This is a genomic window from Paenibacillus uliginis N3/975, assembly GCF_900177425.1.
Lineage (GTDB): Bacteria > Bacillota > Bacilli > Paenibacillales > Paenibacillaceae > Paenibacillus_AQ > Paenibacillus_AQ uliginis.
On sequence record NZ_LT840184.1, the window covers coordinates 499,547 to 514,399 of the forward strand.

The 14,853-nt window shown below is 46.2% G+C and carries 16 protein-coding genes and 1 rRNA gene; 13 read left to right on the forward strand and 4 right to left on the reverse strand.

Translation table 11 applies throughout. The annotated features are described in order from the left end of the window. Positions 1 to 2: 2 nt before the first annotated feature. Positions 3 to 119 (forward strand): 5S ribosomal RNA (gene rrf, locus B9N86_RS02135). Positions 120 to 181: 62 nt separating this feature from the next. Here the strand turns inward: rrf and B9N86_RS02140 are convergent. From B9N86_RS02140 to B9N86_RS02150, 4 genes are all read right to left on the reverse strand, one after another. Further along, entirely contained in the window at positions 182 to 1,000 is an 819-nt protein-coding gene (locus B9N86_RS02140; RefSeq protein WP_208917567.1) for a DUF4362 domain-containing protein, read from the reverse strand. A 203-nt stretch (positions 1,001 to 1,203) separates the two neighbouring features. Continuing rightward, the gene (locus B9N86_RS02145) at positions 1,204 to 1,692 is read right to left on the reverse strand and encodes a PDZ domain-containing protein (protein WP_244562927.1); all 489 of its coding nucleotides are present in this window, start codon (positions 1,690 to 1,692) and stop codon (positions 1,204 to 1,206) included. Then, positions 1,689 to 1,874, reverse strand: a complete 186-nt coding sequence (locus B9N86_RS30105) for an SRPBCC family protein (RefSeq protein ID WP_244562928.1) — start codon at positions 1,872 to 1,874, stop codon at positions 1,689 to 1,691. The genes B9N86_RS02145 and B9N86_RS30105 overlap by 4 nt, the downstream gene beginning before the upstream one ends. Further along, on the reverse strand, positions 1,875 to 2,183 hold the full coding sequence (locus B9N86_RS02150) for a metalloregulator ArsR/SmtB family transcription factor (RefSeq protein ID WP_208917568.1): 309 nt from the start codon (positions 2,181 to 2,183) through the stop codon (positions 1,875 to 1,877). It lies immediately after the preceding gene. Positions 2,184 to 2,459: 276 nt separating this feature from the next. Between B9N86_RS02150 and B9N86_RS02155 the strand changes: the two genes are divergently transcribed. The 12 genes from B9N86_RS02155 to pssA all read left to right on the forward strand — a co-directional run bounded on the left by B9N86_RS02155 (position 2,460) and on the right by pssA (position 14,778). Continuing rightward, positions 2,460 to 3,407, forward strand: a complete 948-nt coding sequence (locus B9N86_RS02155) for an ABC transporter ATP-binding protein (RefSeq protein WP_208917569.1) — start codon at positions 2,460 to 2,462, stop codon at positions 3,405 to 3,407. Continuing rightward, positions 3,400 to 4,161 (forward strand): DUF2705 family protein, encoded by a 762-nt coding sequence (locus B9N86_RS02160; protein WP_208917570.1) that lies wholly within the window; start codon positions 3,400 to 3,402, stop codon positions 4,159 to 4,161. Before B9N86_RS02155 ends, B9N86_RS02160 begins: the two co-directional genes overlap by 8 nt. A 54-nt stretch (positions 4,162 to 4,215) precedes the next feature. Then, positions 4,216 to 4,596 carry a GntR family transcriptional regulator gene (locus tag B9N86_RS02165; RefSeq protein ID WP_208917571.1) on the forward strand — a complete coding sequence of 127 codons (381 nt, stop codon included), beginning with the start codon at positions 4,216 to 4,218 and terminating at the stop codon, positions 4,594 to 4,596. A 19-nt stretch (positions 4,597 to 4,615) separates the two neighbouring features. After that, positions 4,616 to 5,314, forward strand: a complete 699-nt coding sequence (locus tag B9N86_RS02170; protein WP_208917572.1) for an ABC transporter ATP-binding protein — start codon at positions 4,616 to 4,618, stop codon at positions 5,312 to 5,314. Then, positions 5,311 to 6,054: a hypothetical protein gene (locus B9N86_RS02175; RefSeq protein WP_208917573.1), complete on the forward strand. Its 744-nt coding sequence runs from the start codon at positions 5,311 to 5,313 to the stop codon at positions 6,052 to 6,054. Before B9N86_RS02170 ends, B9N86_RS02175 begins: the two co-directional genes overlap by 4 nt. 297 nt (positions 6,055 to 6,351) lie before the next feature. Continuing rightward, on the forward strand, positions 6,352 to 6,813 hold the full coding sequence (locus B9N86_RS02180; protein ID WP_208917574.1) for a CtsR family transcriptional regulator: 462 nt from the start codon (positions 6,352 to 6,354) through the stop codon (positions 6,811 to 6,813). Positions 6,814 to 6,840: 27 nt separating this feature from the next. Then, complete coding sequence (gene mcsA / locus B9N86_RS02185) at positions 6,841 to 7,359, forward strand: protein-arginine kinase activator protein McsA (protein ID WP_208917575.1); 519 nt, start codon at positions 6,841 to 6,843, stop codon at positions 7,357 to 7,359. 50 nt (positions 7,360 to 7,409) lie between these two features. Beyond that, complete coding sequence (gene mcsB / locus B9N86_RS02190; RefSeq protein ID WP_208917576.1) at positions 7,410 to 8,480, forward strand: protein-arginine kinase McsB; 1,071 nt, start codon at positions 7,410 to 7,412, stop codon at positions 8,478 to 8,480. A gap of 157 nt (positions 8,481 to 8,637) precedes the next feature. Next, positions 8,638 to 11,091 carry an ATP-dependent Clp protease ATP-binding subunit gene (gene clpC, locus B9N86_RS02195; RefSeq protein ID WP_208917577.1) on the forward strand — a complete coding sequence of 818 codons (2,454 nt, stop codon included), beginning with the start codon at positions 8,638 to 8,640 and terminating at the stop codon, positions 11,089 to 11,091. Positions 11,092 to 11,539: 448 nt separating this feature from the next. Further along, positions 11,540 to 12,907, forward strand: a complete 1,368-nt coding sequence (gene radA, locus B9N86_RS02200) for a DNA repair protein RadA (RefSeq protein ID WP_208917578.1) — start codon at positions 11,540 to 11,542, stop codon at positions 12,905 to 12,907. A 13-nt stretch (positions 12,908 to 12,920) separates the two neighbouring features. Then, the gene (gene disA, locus B9N86_RS02205; RefSeq protein WP_208917579.1) at positions 12,921 to 13,997 is read left to right on the forward strand and encodes a DNA integrity scanning diadenylate cyclase DisA; all 1,077 of its coding nucleotides are present in this window, start codon (positions 12,921 to 12,923) and stop codon (positions 13,995 to 13,997) included. Positions 13,998 to 14,049: 52 nt separating this feature from the next. Beyond that, a complete protein-coding gene (pssA, locus tag B9N86_RS02210) occupies positions 14,050 to 14,778 on the forward strand; it encodes a CDP-diacylglycerol--serine O-phosphatidyltransferase (RefSeq protein ID WP_208917580.1) in 729 nt (242 codons plus the stop codon). Positions 14,779 to 14,853 lie beyond the last annotated feature (75 nt).

Below are 14,853 nucleotides of genomic sequence, written 5' to 3' on the forward strand. Positions count from 1 at the left end.
CGTTTGGTGGCGATAGCGGAAGGGTTCCACGCGTACCCATCCCGAACACGACCGTTAAGCCTTCCAGCGCCGATGGTACTTGGACCGAAGGGTCCCGGGAGAGTAGGACGTCGCCAAGCACACAGAAAACACCGTTGTTGAGTAATCAACAACGGTGTTTTCTTGTCTATAATACTTACTGTCATTCATATCCGCCTTTAACCGCAGGAAGCTGCTTGTAAACATCTTTTGCCTTCAGGATGTTGATGATTTCATTAATCAATGCTTTCATCTGCTGAGCATCTTCTGTTTTGTCACATTCAGACCATTCATAATGAAGATCCCGGTTGTTAATATAAACCGTGAGATCATATTTCTCATGTGGTTTCTGATTACAGACGGTCGATAATTGTTTCTCTTCTAGGTAATTGGCGAGAACCATTGCCTTGTATATTTTTTGGCGCTCTTCCGGTGTAAATTGAAAATCAGATACCACAGCAGTTTCTCCGTTTTGAAGGTCTTTAACTAAAACTTGATTCACCGTATTAATCTCATTTTTTAATGCTGGGCCGTACTTTAAAACAAAATCAAAAGTATCCTGTCCCTGAACATCAAATGGGATTTGAAGTATCTGAATTTCTTTTCTATCCCCGTCACACCCCGTTAATGTATACCCTAACAAAGTATCGGTCTCTACTTTATTGAGTTTGTCACATGTATATTTATATACTTTGGGTGTTCCGAACTTATCTTGAGTTGTGTCATATTGCATCTCGATCTGATTATTGTTATGTTTTAAGACATAAAAGAGGGGATCCCCTTCAATAGTGTAATGAACGACACGCTGAGTACCTTTTGATTCCTTCATAAAAGCATCCAGCCTGTCAAGATTCGTCACGGTCATTCCGTGGTTGCTAATTACATCCTTCTCCTCATCAACTTGTGGATCCGTACAGCCAGATATCAGGGTGAGAAGCAGTATAAACAAAAGTGCTGCTCTATGGATCCATAGCTTCTTCAATTAGAAAGCCTCCTTCCATATATTCAATTATTGAACTCCTATCTTTAATGACGTACGGTCCAGGAAAAATGTTACAATTCGCTGTTAGGGATGATACTCCATAAAAAAAGCCATGAGCGCTTTTCTTTCAGCAGCCATGGCTTTTAAGCTATTTTATTCTGAAGAAGTTTGTACTGGCTCTTGTCTCTGTCCAAAAGGTACAGTCATTGCTCAGCAACCTCAACTACACCGCCTCTTAGATACTTAATCTTCAAGACTTTAAGAGGCTCCATACTAGTAATCTTCTCTTCCAGTTCATCATAGCTCTGAACACCCGTCATGTTTAGATGGGTAATAATATCACCTTCCTGAAGAACACCGTCTGCTGGTGTACCTTCAATAACCTGCACAACTTTAACTCCCTTCGTCTCGCTGCTCTCGTAAGAAATATGCTTCGTCCCAATCCAGCTCTTCCAAAAGGATGAGCGAATATCTTGACTGCTTTCCAGAACACTCTTCATATTTGTCATAAACCGGTATGTACCATAGGCCATGTTCTCCATCGACATGATCCCAAGATCACCAGGCCATAGGCCGGTATATTCAATGCCGACAAGAGTTCCCTCTGCATGAGGTTCAAGTGTCCAGATCGTAAGTTCGTTCTCATCGTCTGCGATTACCATTCTGCATGGTTCGACAAGCTCGGTAATCATTCCTCGTACGAGACTCCCCATCCATAATCAAGCTCGATAGCTCCACCAACTTTAAGCTCAATTAAGCAGATTCTTGTTTCCCAGCGGTTTCGTTCCTCTGGTACCGTAAGCGCCTTCCATACACGCTCAGGGGTAGTACGAATGACAATCTCCCGTTTCAACGTTGTAAATGTGGTTTCCATCTACATATCCTCCTCTAAATAATGTTTCAGATCGTTCAATTTGTTTTCCAAAATAAGGCCAAGTTCATGCTGCAGTCGCTGGTAATGATGCTGAAAAATCGGTGTGTTCAATCGGTAATAACAGTACTTGCCTTCCCTTCGCTCTAAAATCAACTCTTCCTCCAATAAAATAGCCAAGTGTTTCTTCACCGCCGGCTGCGAAATAATAAACTCCTTCACAATTTCACTCTGTGTTTTCTCCTGATGAGCAACTATTTTCAAAATCCGTCTTCGGACGGGATCCGAAACAGCTCGATAAATATCAGTCAATTTCAAACTCCTCCATTTATAACCTTTTGGTTATATGATGAAGTATATATTCCAACATGTGGAATGTAAATACTCAAGTTTCTGCAATCTGTGCTCGTCAAAATGTGATGCCAAACACCTAAAAATCCTTGTTACATCAACATTCTCAAGTTATCCGATCACTTGATTTTTCAGCCAGTTTCATATCTCAAAAAAATAATCAGCAGATTGCCCTTTACACAACCACTAACCTAGTGTACTATTTAACTATAACACTAACACAAAGGAAGTGGAACGATGAACGCATCCATAAATAAACCAAGTTCGGTTGTACTGAGTGCAGAGAAAATCACTAAGACAATCGGAAACAAGAACATCGTAGACGGATTGTCTTTTGATATACACCAAGGTGAGGTTGTAGGTCTTCTTGGACCGAACGGAGCCGGAAAGACGACTACAATCCGAATGATTGTCGGACTGATTAAGATGTCCCAGGGCGACGTCATTGTACGAGGACATAGTATTCGAAACCAGTTTGTAAAAGCGATACGCCATATTGGCGGGATTATTGAAAATCCGGAGTTTTATCCGTATATGAGTGGATACGACAATCTGAAGCAGTATCAGCGGATGTCTGAAGGAATTAATGAATCAAGAATTAACGAGGTCATCAAGCTGGTCGGACTACAGGACGCTATTCACAAGAAAGTCCGTGCTTATTCCCTGGGAATGAGACAAAGACTCGGTATTGCTCAAGCGCTTCTTCATGAGCCGTCTATTTTAATTCTGGATGAGCCAACGAATGGGCTGGACCCTGCTGGTATCCGGGAAATGCGTGATTACCTGAAGCTGATCGCGAGAGAAGAGGGCATTGCTGTTCTGGTCTCAAGTCATCTGCTGTCTGAGATGGAGTTAATGTGTAGTAGAGTTATCGTGATACAGGAAGGGAAGCTCGTGACTGAGCGTCCAATAGGCAGTGAGCCACAGAATGATCTGGTTTCGGTGACTTTCCGTGTCAATGATACTCAGCAAGTGCTGGAGGCTGTACACACGCTGGATGAAGTCAAAGTGATTGGTGTTCAGCCGGAACGAAACGAAGTCGGGCTCCAGGTGAAAGATGAAATGATACCACAGCTGATCAAGATTCTGGGGGATGCTGGAGTGGCCATTTATCGGATTGAAGAGATGAAACAATCATTAGAAGAAGAATTTTTGAAATGGACAGGGGGCAACCGCATTGCGTAGCTTTGGAAATCTCGTCACAAATGAATGGTTGAAAATGTTTAAGAAGAAAAGTTTTTTTGTACCGTATATTTTAGTGGCAGCCATGATTTTGTTTGTGGCTTACATGATAAATTCATACGCGGGCGGTGATACAGGTACAGGGTTCGAATATGCCAAAATGGTCGTAGCCTCCAAAGGAATGGGCCAAATTTTAACGATGCTTGCCATCGTTGTAACTGCCGGATCTGTTGCCAAGGAACACAGCTTCGGTACGATCAAACTGTTGCTGATCCGTGCACAGAGTCGTAGCAAGATTTTGGCCTCGAAATATGTCGTCATTGTGTTGTACATTATGTCACTGATTGCATTTGCGCTTGTCATCGGGCTTGCGACAGGGGCTGCAATGTTCGGTATGGGTGAAGGATCCGCGAACCTCCAGGACGTGCTCCTAGCTGCGGTGTACGGCCTAATCTATACTTTGATGTATGTTACATTTACGTTTGCCGTCGGTATTTTAACGAAATCGACAGGACCTGCGATTGGGATCGGGATGTTCATGGTTGTCGTCGAAAGCTTGGTTACTCAATTGCTGGCAAGCTATTCTTGGGCAAAGTACCTTCCGTTCTTTAATGTTGATCTCTCGATTTACAGTGGTGGTCCAGGGTCACCGATTCCCGGCATGTCACTGACGTTCTCAGCCATCGTGCTGGCTGTATATCTCCTCTTGTTTCTTGTCACAGGCTTTGTTACGTTTAAAAAACGGGATGTCGCTTGAAGAATCTAGGAACTAACTTATAGAGGAGAGCGGCGGAAAGGAGCAAAACTGAAAGTGACTATTGAATTCGACAATAACCTGCCGATCTATTTACAAATCATGAATTATTTAAAAAGAGAAATCGTAAGAGGAAGCCTGCAGCCCGGTGATAAAATTCCATCCGTTCGGGAGCTGGCAGCAGACCTTCAGATTAACCCCAATACGGTGCAGCGTACCTTTCAAGAACTGGAGCGTGAAGGCATTGTTGAGACGCGGCGCGGATTGGGAAGATACGTGACGAGTGAGGGATCTAAGATCATGACGATTAAAAAGGAAATGGCCGGTGAACTGCTGGAGCATTTTATCCGAGGTATGCAGGATCTTGGCTTTAAAGATCAAGACATTATGGCTATCGTAGCTGAAGCCGTTAACGATGACAGTAAGGAATCCGAATAGAAGGGGGGATACTACTAAGATGGAACACTTGATACAGTTTAAAGAGGTGTCTAAGAACTACGGCGGTAAAATTGCGCTGCATAATGTGTCGGTGAACATATCTGAAGGCAAAATCATTGGTTTGCTCGGGACGAACGGCAGCGGCAAGAGTACAATGATGAAAATTGCGGCAGGTCTTGTTCAGCCCTCAGCAGGGTCCGTCACCATCAAAGGTACCCCTGTGGGACTTTCGACAAAAGCGATGGTCTCCTTTATGCCAGACCGTCCGCTTACGGAATCATGGATGAAAGTATCCGATGCGATCAGCTATTTCAAAGATTTTTATGCTGACTTTGATGTTGAGAAAGCTCACAATATGTTGGAATTTATGAACTTAAACTTGAATGACAAGATTAGTTCATTATCCAAAGGGATGAATGAGCGGCTGCAGCTGACACTATCTCTTTCACGTAATGCATATGTGTACTTGCTCGATGAACCGATCGGAGGAGTTGATCCGGTGGCGCGCGGCAAAATTCTCAATGCGATTGTGGAATTTTATAATGAGGATAGCAGTATCATCATTTCGACACATCTGGTTAGAGACATTGAACGCATTTTTGATGAGGTGGTCTTTATTCGCAATGGTGAGATCGTCATGCATGAAGAAGTTGAGAATATTCGTCTTCAGCACGGAAAAAGTGTAGATGAAATGTTTAAAGAGGTGTTTGCAGAATGATGAGATTGCTGAAATACGACTGGAAGCGTAACGCAAGCTCGGTTCTTGGTCTGATGACCATTCTTCTGATCGTTCAGATATTAATCACGTCGGCAGGTTACATGCGCGGATGGGAATTTGGGGTTATGCTGGCTTTAAGTATGCTTGCATACGGAGTGGTGAGCACCATTCTGATTGTAATGGTATGCCGAACATTTGATCAGAACATCAAAGTGTATAACCGCCGTCTGCTGCCGGTCCGTTCCATTTGGAGTATAGTGTCGTCGCTAATACAGTCATGGATTAGTATGCTGATCCTTATGGTTTTGGTTATCCTGCACATGACGATACTCTGGAAGATAGAAGGGCTCGAATATGTTGTACGCTGGTCGAGTTTCGTCGCATTAGACTATGTCGTGGCCGCAGTAGCCGGTATTTGGAAATTCACGTTTGTAATGCTGGTTATCTTTTTATCGATTACAGTTGCCCGGGCTATAGGTAAGAAAGGGAGCCTGTGGATTGGTATCCTGTTCTTTTTTGCCATCCAAACTGCGATAGAATGGCTGGAATTTAAAATATTCACCTTCGACAATGGCTGGGTCGGTCAGGCATTCTCATTCAGTGTAGAGCAGGGTGGTATGGCTACGATTAATAATGAGTTCATTGAGATACCTTTAGGACCCCATGTATTTGAGATGCTGCTCGCCGCAGGTTTCATATATGCTATGGTTTACTTGATCGACCGTAAAGTAGAAGCATAAAGACACAATAATCGTACGCAAGACCTCGCAGGATGATATGCGGGGTCTTTTTTGGTTATGGATTAAGAGTAGTCGAACGGAATATAATCACTTTTTAACGGTTAGACTGAAATAAGAGACCTCTTGGCAAAATGAAAAAATGTGCTATAATAAATTCAAAGTCAAAGAAAGTCAAAGTCAGCAACAGTCGATTCAAACGAGTTCCAAAATGGTTAAAATTAACGTATAGGCAAGGCTCTGTGCGGACGTGTAAGATCATTACGGCTTAGCGTTTCAAGCAGTGGAGGATGAATGAACATGCGTAATATCTCTGATATTATCGAGCAGTATTTGAAGGGTATATTGCAAGACAGCACGGAGGGCACGGTTGAAATCCAGCGCAACGATCTCGCGGACAAATTCTCATGTGTGCCTTCCCAGATCAATTATGTGATCAGCACCCGCTTCACGTTAGAGAAGGGGTATCTGGTGGAAAGCAAGCGCGGGGGCGGCGGTTACATACGTATTCAGCGTATTGAGCTTCCGAAGCATACAGCACTTCATCACCATCTGCATCATTCAATTGGTAACTTTATTGATCAGACGGTAGCGGAGGGGCTGATTTACCAGCTTGAGGAGTCGCGGTTTTTGACGACACGTGAAGCATGTCTCATGCGGGCAGCTATCTCAAGGGAGTGTCTAAACGTCAAACTTCCTTACCGCGACGAGCTTCGTGCAAGAATCATGAAGGCGATGCTTGTTTCTTTGTTGGGTAAATGAGTCTGTGTTATAAGGAGGGTCATGAATATGGTGTGTCAAGAATGCGGTAAACGGCCGGCGACGCTCCATTTCACCAAGATTGTGAACGGAGAGAAGACGGAATTTCACTTTTGTGAATCTTGTGCCCGTGAAAAAGGGGAGATGATCCCTGGGACGTCGAATGGATTCTCTATTCACAGCCTTTTGTCAGGGCTGCTCGATCTGGATCCTACAGGAAAAGGTCAAGCTTCAGGCTCAAGGGGGCAGCAAGCCCCACGCTGCGAGGAATGCGGCATGACCTATTCACAGTTCAGCAAGCTCGGCCGGTTTGGCTGCAGTTCTTGTTACAAACATTTCTCGGATCGGCTGGATCCGCTCTTTAAGCGGGTTCACGGAAATACAACACATGTGGGCAAGATTCCGAAACGGAGCGGCGGCAAGATTCAGGTGAAACGCAAAATTGATGAGCTTAAGAAAGAATTGCAGTACCGGATTCTTCAAGAGGAGTTCGAGCTTGCTGCTGAAATACGCGACCAGATCCGTGAGCTGGAAAAGAGTATCGTTTAAGGCTAGGATGGTTGAAACTTAAGTTGCATTTGATATAGGAGGAATGCGTGATGTCGAATCTCCGGTTCACCGAACAGGCGCTGAGCGAATGGATGCGCGGTAACGGTCAGGATTCTGATATAGTCATCAGCACCCGGGTTCGGGTGGCGCGAAATCTGCAGCATCTTCCTTTTCCGCTGCTTGCGACCAACCAGCAGTCGGCAGAAGTGCTTGAGCGCCTGACTGGTGTATTGAAAGATCAGGAAGAGTTGAAGGAATTAGGATCTTTTCATACCATTATTTTGGATGATATGGAGGAACTGGATAAGAAAGTGCTCGTTGAGAAACATTTGATCAGCCCGGCTCTGGCGAATGAATCCCGGAACGGAGCGGTCATACTTACCGAGGACGAATCGGTAAGCGTCATGATCAATGAAGAGGACCATCTACGGATTCAGTGTCTGTATCCTGGATTTCAGGTCCGCGAAGCTTGGGATAGAGCTACAGCTTTGGATGACTTATTTGAAGATCAGGTCGACTATGCCTTTGATGACAAAAGCGGGTATCTTACGAGTTGCCCGACGAATGTCGGAACAGGGCTCCGGGCATCAGTCATGATGCACTTGCCTGCGCTCGTCATGACACAGCAGATTAATCGTATTTTGTCAGCCGTGTCACAGGTAGGGCTTACGGTCCGAGGCATGTATGGTGAAGGCAGTGAGGCTGTAGGAAATTTATTTCAGATTTCCAACCAGATTACGCTGGGGCAGACCGAGTCCGAAATTATAGATAATTTGCACAGCGTTGCACTTCAAATCATAGAACATGAGAAGAACGCCCGTGAACGGCTGCTGAGTGAATCAAAGCTGCGGATTACCGATCGCGTGATGCGCTCATACGGAATACTATCCTATGCAGCTGTTATGGAATCGAAGGAAGCGGCACAGCGCCTATCTGACGTTAGGCTTGGGGTTGATTTGGGACTTTTGCAAGGACCGCCGAGCTCAGTGATGAATGAGCTTAATGTTATGACCCAGCCTGGGTTTCTGCAAAAAAGATTTGGTGATTTGATGAATCCGGGAGAACGTGATGTTCACCGAGCAAAACTGATTCGGGAAATCCTTGGTAATCGACAACAATAATGCTACAAATGGGAATTTTGCAAAAATCCAAAAAGCGGTTTAAAATCAACGATATATAGGTTAGGACGATTGATCTCATCTATATATTGCACATTTGAGCGGCTTCATTTTGCATCATTCGGAGTTATAAAACAATCATTCGTGGAGGTGCAATACTATGATGTTTGGCAGATTTACGGAACGTGCGCAAAAAGTGCTTGCATTGGCTCAGGAAGAGGCCGTGCGTTTGGGGCACAACAACATAGGCACAGAACATATCCTGCTGGGACTCATCCGTGAAGGAGACGGCATTGCCGCTAAAGCGTTGATTGGTCTCGGCCTGGGGCTTGAGAAGATACAGGACGAAGTAGAAACATTGATTGGCCGCGGTCAAGAGCAGCCGACGAATATTGCATATACACCGAGAGCCAAGAAGGTAATTGAGCTTTCAATGGATGAAGCCCGCAAGCTGGGACACACCTATGTAGGCACAGAACATATCCTGCTCGGTTTGATTCGCGAAGGCGAAGGTGTGGCAGCCCGAGTACTTAACAATCTTGGCATAAGCCTGAACAAGGCCCGCCAGCAAGTGCTTCAGCTACTTGGCAGCAGTGAAGCCGTTTCGAGTCATCACGGACAGCCGCAAAATGTGAATACGCCAACGCTTGATAGCCTCGCACGTGACCTTACGGCCATTGCTAAAGAAGGCAATCTGGACCCGGTAATCGGCCGTAGTAAAGAGATCGAGCGTGTCATTCAGGTGCTTAGCCGCCGTACAAAGAACAACCCGGTTCTGATTGGTGAGCCTGGGGTAGGTAAAACCGCAATTGCGGAAGGTCTCGCCCAAAAGATTATTAACAACGAAATTCCGGAAACGCTCCGCGACAAGCGAGTGATGACCCTTGATATGGGCTCCGTAGTCGCGGGTACGAAGTACCGCGGTGAATTTGAAGATCGCTTGAAGAAAATCATGGACGAAATCCGTCAGGCCGGCAACATCATCCTCTTTATTGATGAGCTGCATACCTTGATTGGGGCTGGTGGAGCTGAAGGTGCCATTGATGCCTCCAACATCTTGAAGCCATCCCTTGCACGTGGTGAGCTGCAGTGTATCGGAGCTACAACACTTGATGAGTACCGTAAGTATATCGAAAAGGATGCTGCACTCGAGCGCCGTTTCCAACCGATTACTGTGGATCAGCCTTCTCCGGAAGAAGCTATTCAAATTCTTTACGGATTACGTGACCGTTATGAAGCCCATCACCGGGTGAAGATTACCGATGAAGCTATCGAACAGGCGGTTAAACTGTCTGACCGTTACATTACAGACCGCTTCCTGCCGGACAAAGCGATCGATCTGATTGACGAAGCAGGATCCAAGGTTCGCCTGCATACGTATACGATTCCGCCGAATCTGAAGGATCAAGAGTCGCATCTGGAGGATATTCGTAAGGAGAAAGACGCTGCCGTTCAGAGCCAAGAGTTTGAAAAAGCGGCTGCACTCCGCGATACCGAGCAGAAGCTGCGGGAAGAACTTGAAATTACGAAAAACCAATGGAAAGAGAAGCAGGGTCGTACAGATTCGGAGGTTACTCCGGAGGACATCGCAGATGTGGTAGCTAACTGGACGGGTATTCCTGTAAATAAACTTAAAGAAGAAGAAACTGAGCGCTTGCTCAATATGGAACAGTTGCTGCACGGCCGCGTCATCGGTCAGGAAGAAGCGGTTAAGGCTGTTAGCCGGGCAGTTCGCCGGGCACGTGCCGGATTGAAAGATCCGAAGCGTCCGATGGGCTCGTTTATTTTCCTCGGACCTACCGGTGTCGGTAAAACCGAGCTGGCCAGAGCACTTGCAGAAGCCATGTTCGGAGATGAGAATGCTGTAGTTCGGATCGATATGTCGGAATACATGGAGAAACATTCCACGGCTCGTCTCGTTGGAGCACCTCCGGGATATGTTGGTTATGAAGAGGGCGGTCAATTGACAGAGAAGGTTCGCCGCAAGCCATACTCCGTTGTCCTTCTTGATGAGATTGAGAAGGCTCACCCGGAAGTATTCAACATTCTTCTTCAAGTACTGGAAGACGGACGTCTGACTGACTCTAAAGGCCGTGTTGTCGACTTCCGTAACACATTGATCATTCTGACATCGAATGTGGGTGCTGAAGCGATTAAGCGCAACTCTACGCTTGGTTTTACAGCTGTAAGTGATGCGGGCAGAGACTACAACAACATGAAGGATAAAGTGATGGATGAGCTGAAGAAGAGCTTCCGTCCTGAATTCCTCAACCGGATCGATGAAATCATCGTATTCCATTCGCTCGAAGAGAAGCACATCGCCGAAATTGTGACGCTGATGTCCGATGAGCTTCGCAAGCGTCTGCGTGAATTCGAAGTAGAATTCGAACTGACAGATAAAGCGAAAGCTTTCCTGGCCAAGGAAGGGTATGACCCTGCATTTGGTGCAAGGCCGCTGCGCAGAGCTATTCAGAAGCATATCGAAGACCGTTTGTCTGAGGAGCTTCTGAAAGGAAATGTCGCGAAGGGTGACGAACTGGTTATTGATGAAGAGAATGGTGAGCTAAGCGTCACGAAGACGAGCACGCAATCCGCTATAACGAAATTTGAATAACAGGGTAGTCTATAAGAGGCCCCGCTGGTATACTGCCGGCGGGGTTCTCTTTTTTTAGAGGTTGTTCAAAAAGTCCGCTTTTGATCACGAAGTGAATCAGGAAGTGGGCTCGGCATCGAATCTTGAATTCAGCTAAAATGTTTCCTCCGGAAACATTTTAGGTGCTCACGTACCCAAAACAGCTGATGCTTCCGAAGACGTTTTCTACGAAAACGTGCAGCTCCGCTCCTCAGTCCCTAGCTTCATTCAACTCAAGCGTTTTGAAAAAACGCACATCGGAAGCATATGCCTCGGTGCTGAAAACCGACCTTTTTGAACACGCACTTATAGTAAACTTTTTGAATGTTCTTTACGATGAATTATAATAAATGGTAAACTTTGAGTAATGCCTGATTTTGCAAAGTTTTGACGAATATAGGCAGATGATGCATATCATAAAGGAGAGGCTATGGCAAAAACAAAAACAAAATTTTTCTGCACCGACTGCGGCTATGAATCGCCGAAATGGTACGGTAAATGCCCGGGCTGTCAGGCCTGGAATTCGATGGTGGAAGAAACAGAGACAGTCATCAAGACACAGGGGATGAATTCTCCCCTTTTTCATAGTAAAGAAAAGCCCGTATCGATCATAAATATAGAAAGCGGTAAGGAACCCCGGATCGAGACCGGGATTATAGAGCTGAACCGTGTACTCGGCGGCGGTCTCGTCCCGGGTTCACTTGTGCTTGTAGGCGGCGATCCGGGAATCGGGAAATCTACTCTGCTGCTCCAAACATCCAATCAGCTGGCGCGAAACGGACTTCGGGTGTTGTACATTTCCGGGGAGGAATCAGTGCGCCAGACGAAACTTCGAGCTGACCGTCTTGGAGCGCTGTCACCGGAACTTTTTGTTCTGTGCGAGACGAATCTGGATACCATTGAGGAAGCGATTGAGAACGTGCAGCCTCAATTCGTTGTCATCGACTCCATCCAGACCGTGTACCAGCCGGAAGTGTCAAGTGCACCCGGTAGCGTTGCTCAAGTTCGGGAATGCACAGCAAGATTCATGCGTCTGGCTAAGGTAAAAGGAATTGCTACTGTTCTCGTTGGTCATGTGACCAAGGAAGGTGCGATCGCGGGTCCACGATTGCTTGAGCATATGGTGGACTGTGTATTGTATTTTGAAGGAGAGCGGCATCACACGTATCGCCTTCTTCGCGCGGTGAAGAACCGCTTTGGTTCCACGAACGAGATCGGAATTTTTGAGATGGGTGAAGAAGGATTGCGTGAGGTGGGCAATCCATCCGAGCTATTTTTATCAGAACGGCCGCTCGGTGTTGCCGGATCAACCGTTGTTGCGAGTATGGAAGGCACCCGTCCAGTACTGGTGGAACTTCAGGCGCTCATCTCGTCAACCCATTTTCCTTCACCGCGAAGAATGGGTACAGGGGTGGATCATCACCGGATGAATTTAATTATTGCTGTACTTGAGAAACGAATGGGCATGTTCCTGCAAAATCAGGACGCCTATCTGAATGTCGCAGGCGGGGTTAAGCTGGATGAACCAGCGGTAGATTTGGCCATTGCAGTCAGCATCGCATCGAGCTTTCGGGATATGCCAACGAAGCCATATGATGTCATATTCGGCGAGGTGGGGCTGACCGGTGAAGTCCGTGCCGTTTCCCGAGCGGAGCAGCGGGTAAAAGAGGCAGAAAAGCTTGGATTCAAAAGAGTACTTATGCCTGAGAAGAGCTTGAAGGGCTGGAAGCATCCGAAAGGCATACAAATAATTGGAGTCAATACCGTGGCAGATGCACTAGCGGTTGCGTTAGATTAGGGGGCATACTAAGGTGAAAGAAACAAGCCAACTGGACAAAATGAATGATCTGCTGAAGCTGGTGGCGCCAGGAACAGCGTTTCGCGACGGGCTTGAGAATGTGCTAAGGGCAAAGACCGGCGCGTTGCTTGTCGTCGGCTACAGTCCGGAGGTGATGGAGGTCGTTGATGGCGGTTTTTCCATCAATTGTGATTTCTCGCCTAACTATTTGTATGAACTGGCGAAGATGGATGGGGCCATTATTTTGAGTGAGGACCTTAAACGGATCTTATATGCGAATACTCAGCTTATTCCGGACTCCTCGATATCCTCTTCAGAGACGGGGATTCGTCACCGGACGGCGGAGCGGGTAGCAAAACAGACCGGTAAGTTGGTGGTTTCCATTTCCCAGCGCAGAAACATCATCACGTTATATCAAGGGTCGATACGTTACGCGCTGAAGGAAATCGGCGTCATTTTGACAAAGGCTAATCAGGCCATTCAAACGTTGGAAAGATACAGAGTGGTGTTAAACCAGTCCTTAACGAATCTTTCGGCTTCAGAATTCGAGGAACTGGTTACCATCCCTGAAGTTGTGAATGTCATCCAGAGGGTTGAAATGGTACTCCGTATCAAGAAGGAAATCAAGCGTTACATCAATGAACTGGGCAATGAAGGACGTTTAATCAGTATGCAAATGGATGAGCTGGTCAGCAATATTGAGGAAGAGGCCTGGCTGCTGTACGCCGATTATGCCCGTGAATACAGCGAAGATAAAATCCGGGAAATCATCATGTCGCTGAAACGCTTAACGGATGATGAGCTTCTTGATATGCATCACATCGTTCGAATTCTTGGATATCCATCCGCTGCAGCGACCTCTGAGGAGGAAATTCTGCCGCGCGGTTACCGCATTCTGAACAAGATCCCTCGTCTGCCTAATGTAATTATCCGCAATCTGGTGGATCGGTTTGAAGATTTACCGAGCATTATGTCTGCTACCATTGATGAACTGGATGAAGTGGACGGGATCGGCGAAGTGCGTGCGCGTACAATTAAGGACGGCTTAAAAAGACTGCAAGAACAAGTATTTATTGACAGACAAATGTAAAACTCATACAATCGATGAATGTGATGTAAAATTTAACGAGGTGAATATACAAATGACGAAGTCAATTCCGAACATGTTTACTTTAGGTAACCTGTTTCTCGGAATGATTGGCATTATCTTGGCGACTACAGGAAATACAAGTATGGCTGCCATTATGATAATCATTGCCATGCTTCTCGACGGATTGGATGGCCGCGTTGCACGCGCGCTGAATGCGCAGAGTGAATTCGGTAAGGAACTGGATTCTTTGTCCGATGTGATCTCATTCGGCGTGGCACCTGCGCTCATTATGTACACCGTTGCTCTTACAGGTATCAACGATGCTTTTGCGTGGACGGTTACAGCTATTTTCCCGATGTGCGGTGCACTTCGCCTGGCTCGCTTTAACGTTCGTCCCGGTATCCCGGGATATTTCATCGGTTTGCCGATTCCGGCAGCGGGTGGAGTACTGGCTACTCTTGCACTGTTTCATGAAGAGATTACAGCACCTTATATGATCATTGCCATGCTATTGCTTTCTTATCTCATGATCAGCAGTGTCAAGTATCCGAACTTTAAAAAAATTGGCTTGCCGAAGAAAGCGATCAAGTTCACTCCTATTGTGATCATCGCTGCAGTAATGGTAGCCGTATTTTTTCCAGAACAAACCTCCAAGCTGATCTTCGTGCCGCTGTTGCTTTATGCGGGATACGGTTTGAAACAAAATTTTCGCAAGCTGAGCCGTAAGAAACGTCAAGAAGACCGAAATTCAGATGAGGCTTATCATTCCTCGGACCGTTAATAGACAACCCTGTGAAACAGCTGCACCCTTCAGTGCTGAGCCGTTTCAGTTCGAAATAAGAGCGGCCCGGAATGA

Bases quoted from the DNA above. Each gene is read 5' to 3' on its own strand.
- B9N86_RS02145 (WP_244562927.1), bottom strand. From the start codon at position 1,692: ATGATTACCGAGCTTGTCGAACCATGCAGAATGGTAATCGCAGACGAT.
- B9N86_RS30105 (WP_244562928.1), bottom strand. From the start codon at position 1,874: ATGGAAACCACATTTACAACGTTGAAACGGGAGATTGTCATTCGTACT.
- B9N86_RS02155 (WP_208917569.1), top strand. From the start codon at position 2,460: ATGAACGCATCCATAAATAAACCAAGTTCGGTTGTACTGAGTGCAGAG.
- B9N86_RS02170 (WP_208917572.1), top strand. From the start codon at position 4,616: ATGGAACACTTGATACAGTTTAAAGAGGTGTCTAAGAACTACGGCGGT.
- B9N86_RS02175 (WP_208917573.1), top strand. From the start codon at position 5,311: ATGATGAGATTGCTGAAATACGACTGGAAGCGTAACGCAAGCTCGGTT.
- B9N86_RS02180 (WP_208917574.1), top strand. From the start codon at position 6,352: ATGCGTAATATCTCTGATATTATCGAGCAGTATTTGAAGGGTATATTG.
- mcsA (WP_208917575.1), top strand. From the start codon at position 6,841: ATGGTGTGTCAAGAATGCGGTAAACGGCCGGCGACGCTCCATTTCACC.
- mcsB (WP_208917576.1), top strand. From the start codon at position 7,410: ATGTCGAATCTCCGGTTCACCGAACAGGCGCTGAGCGAATGGATGCGC.
- clpC (WP_208917577.1), top strand. From the start codon at position 8,638: ATGATGTTTGGCAGATTTACGGAACGTGCGCAAAAAGTGCTTGCATTG.
- radA (WP_208917578.1), top strand. From the start codon at position 11,540: ATGGCAAAAACAAAAACAAAATTTTTCTGCACCGACTGCGGCTATGAA.
- pssA (WP_208917580.1), top strand. From the start codon at position 14,050: ATGACGAAGTCAATTCCGAACATGTTTACTTTAGGTAACCTGTTTCTC.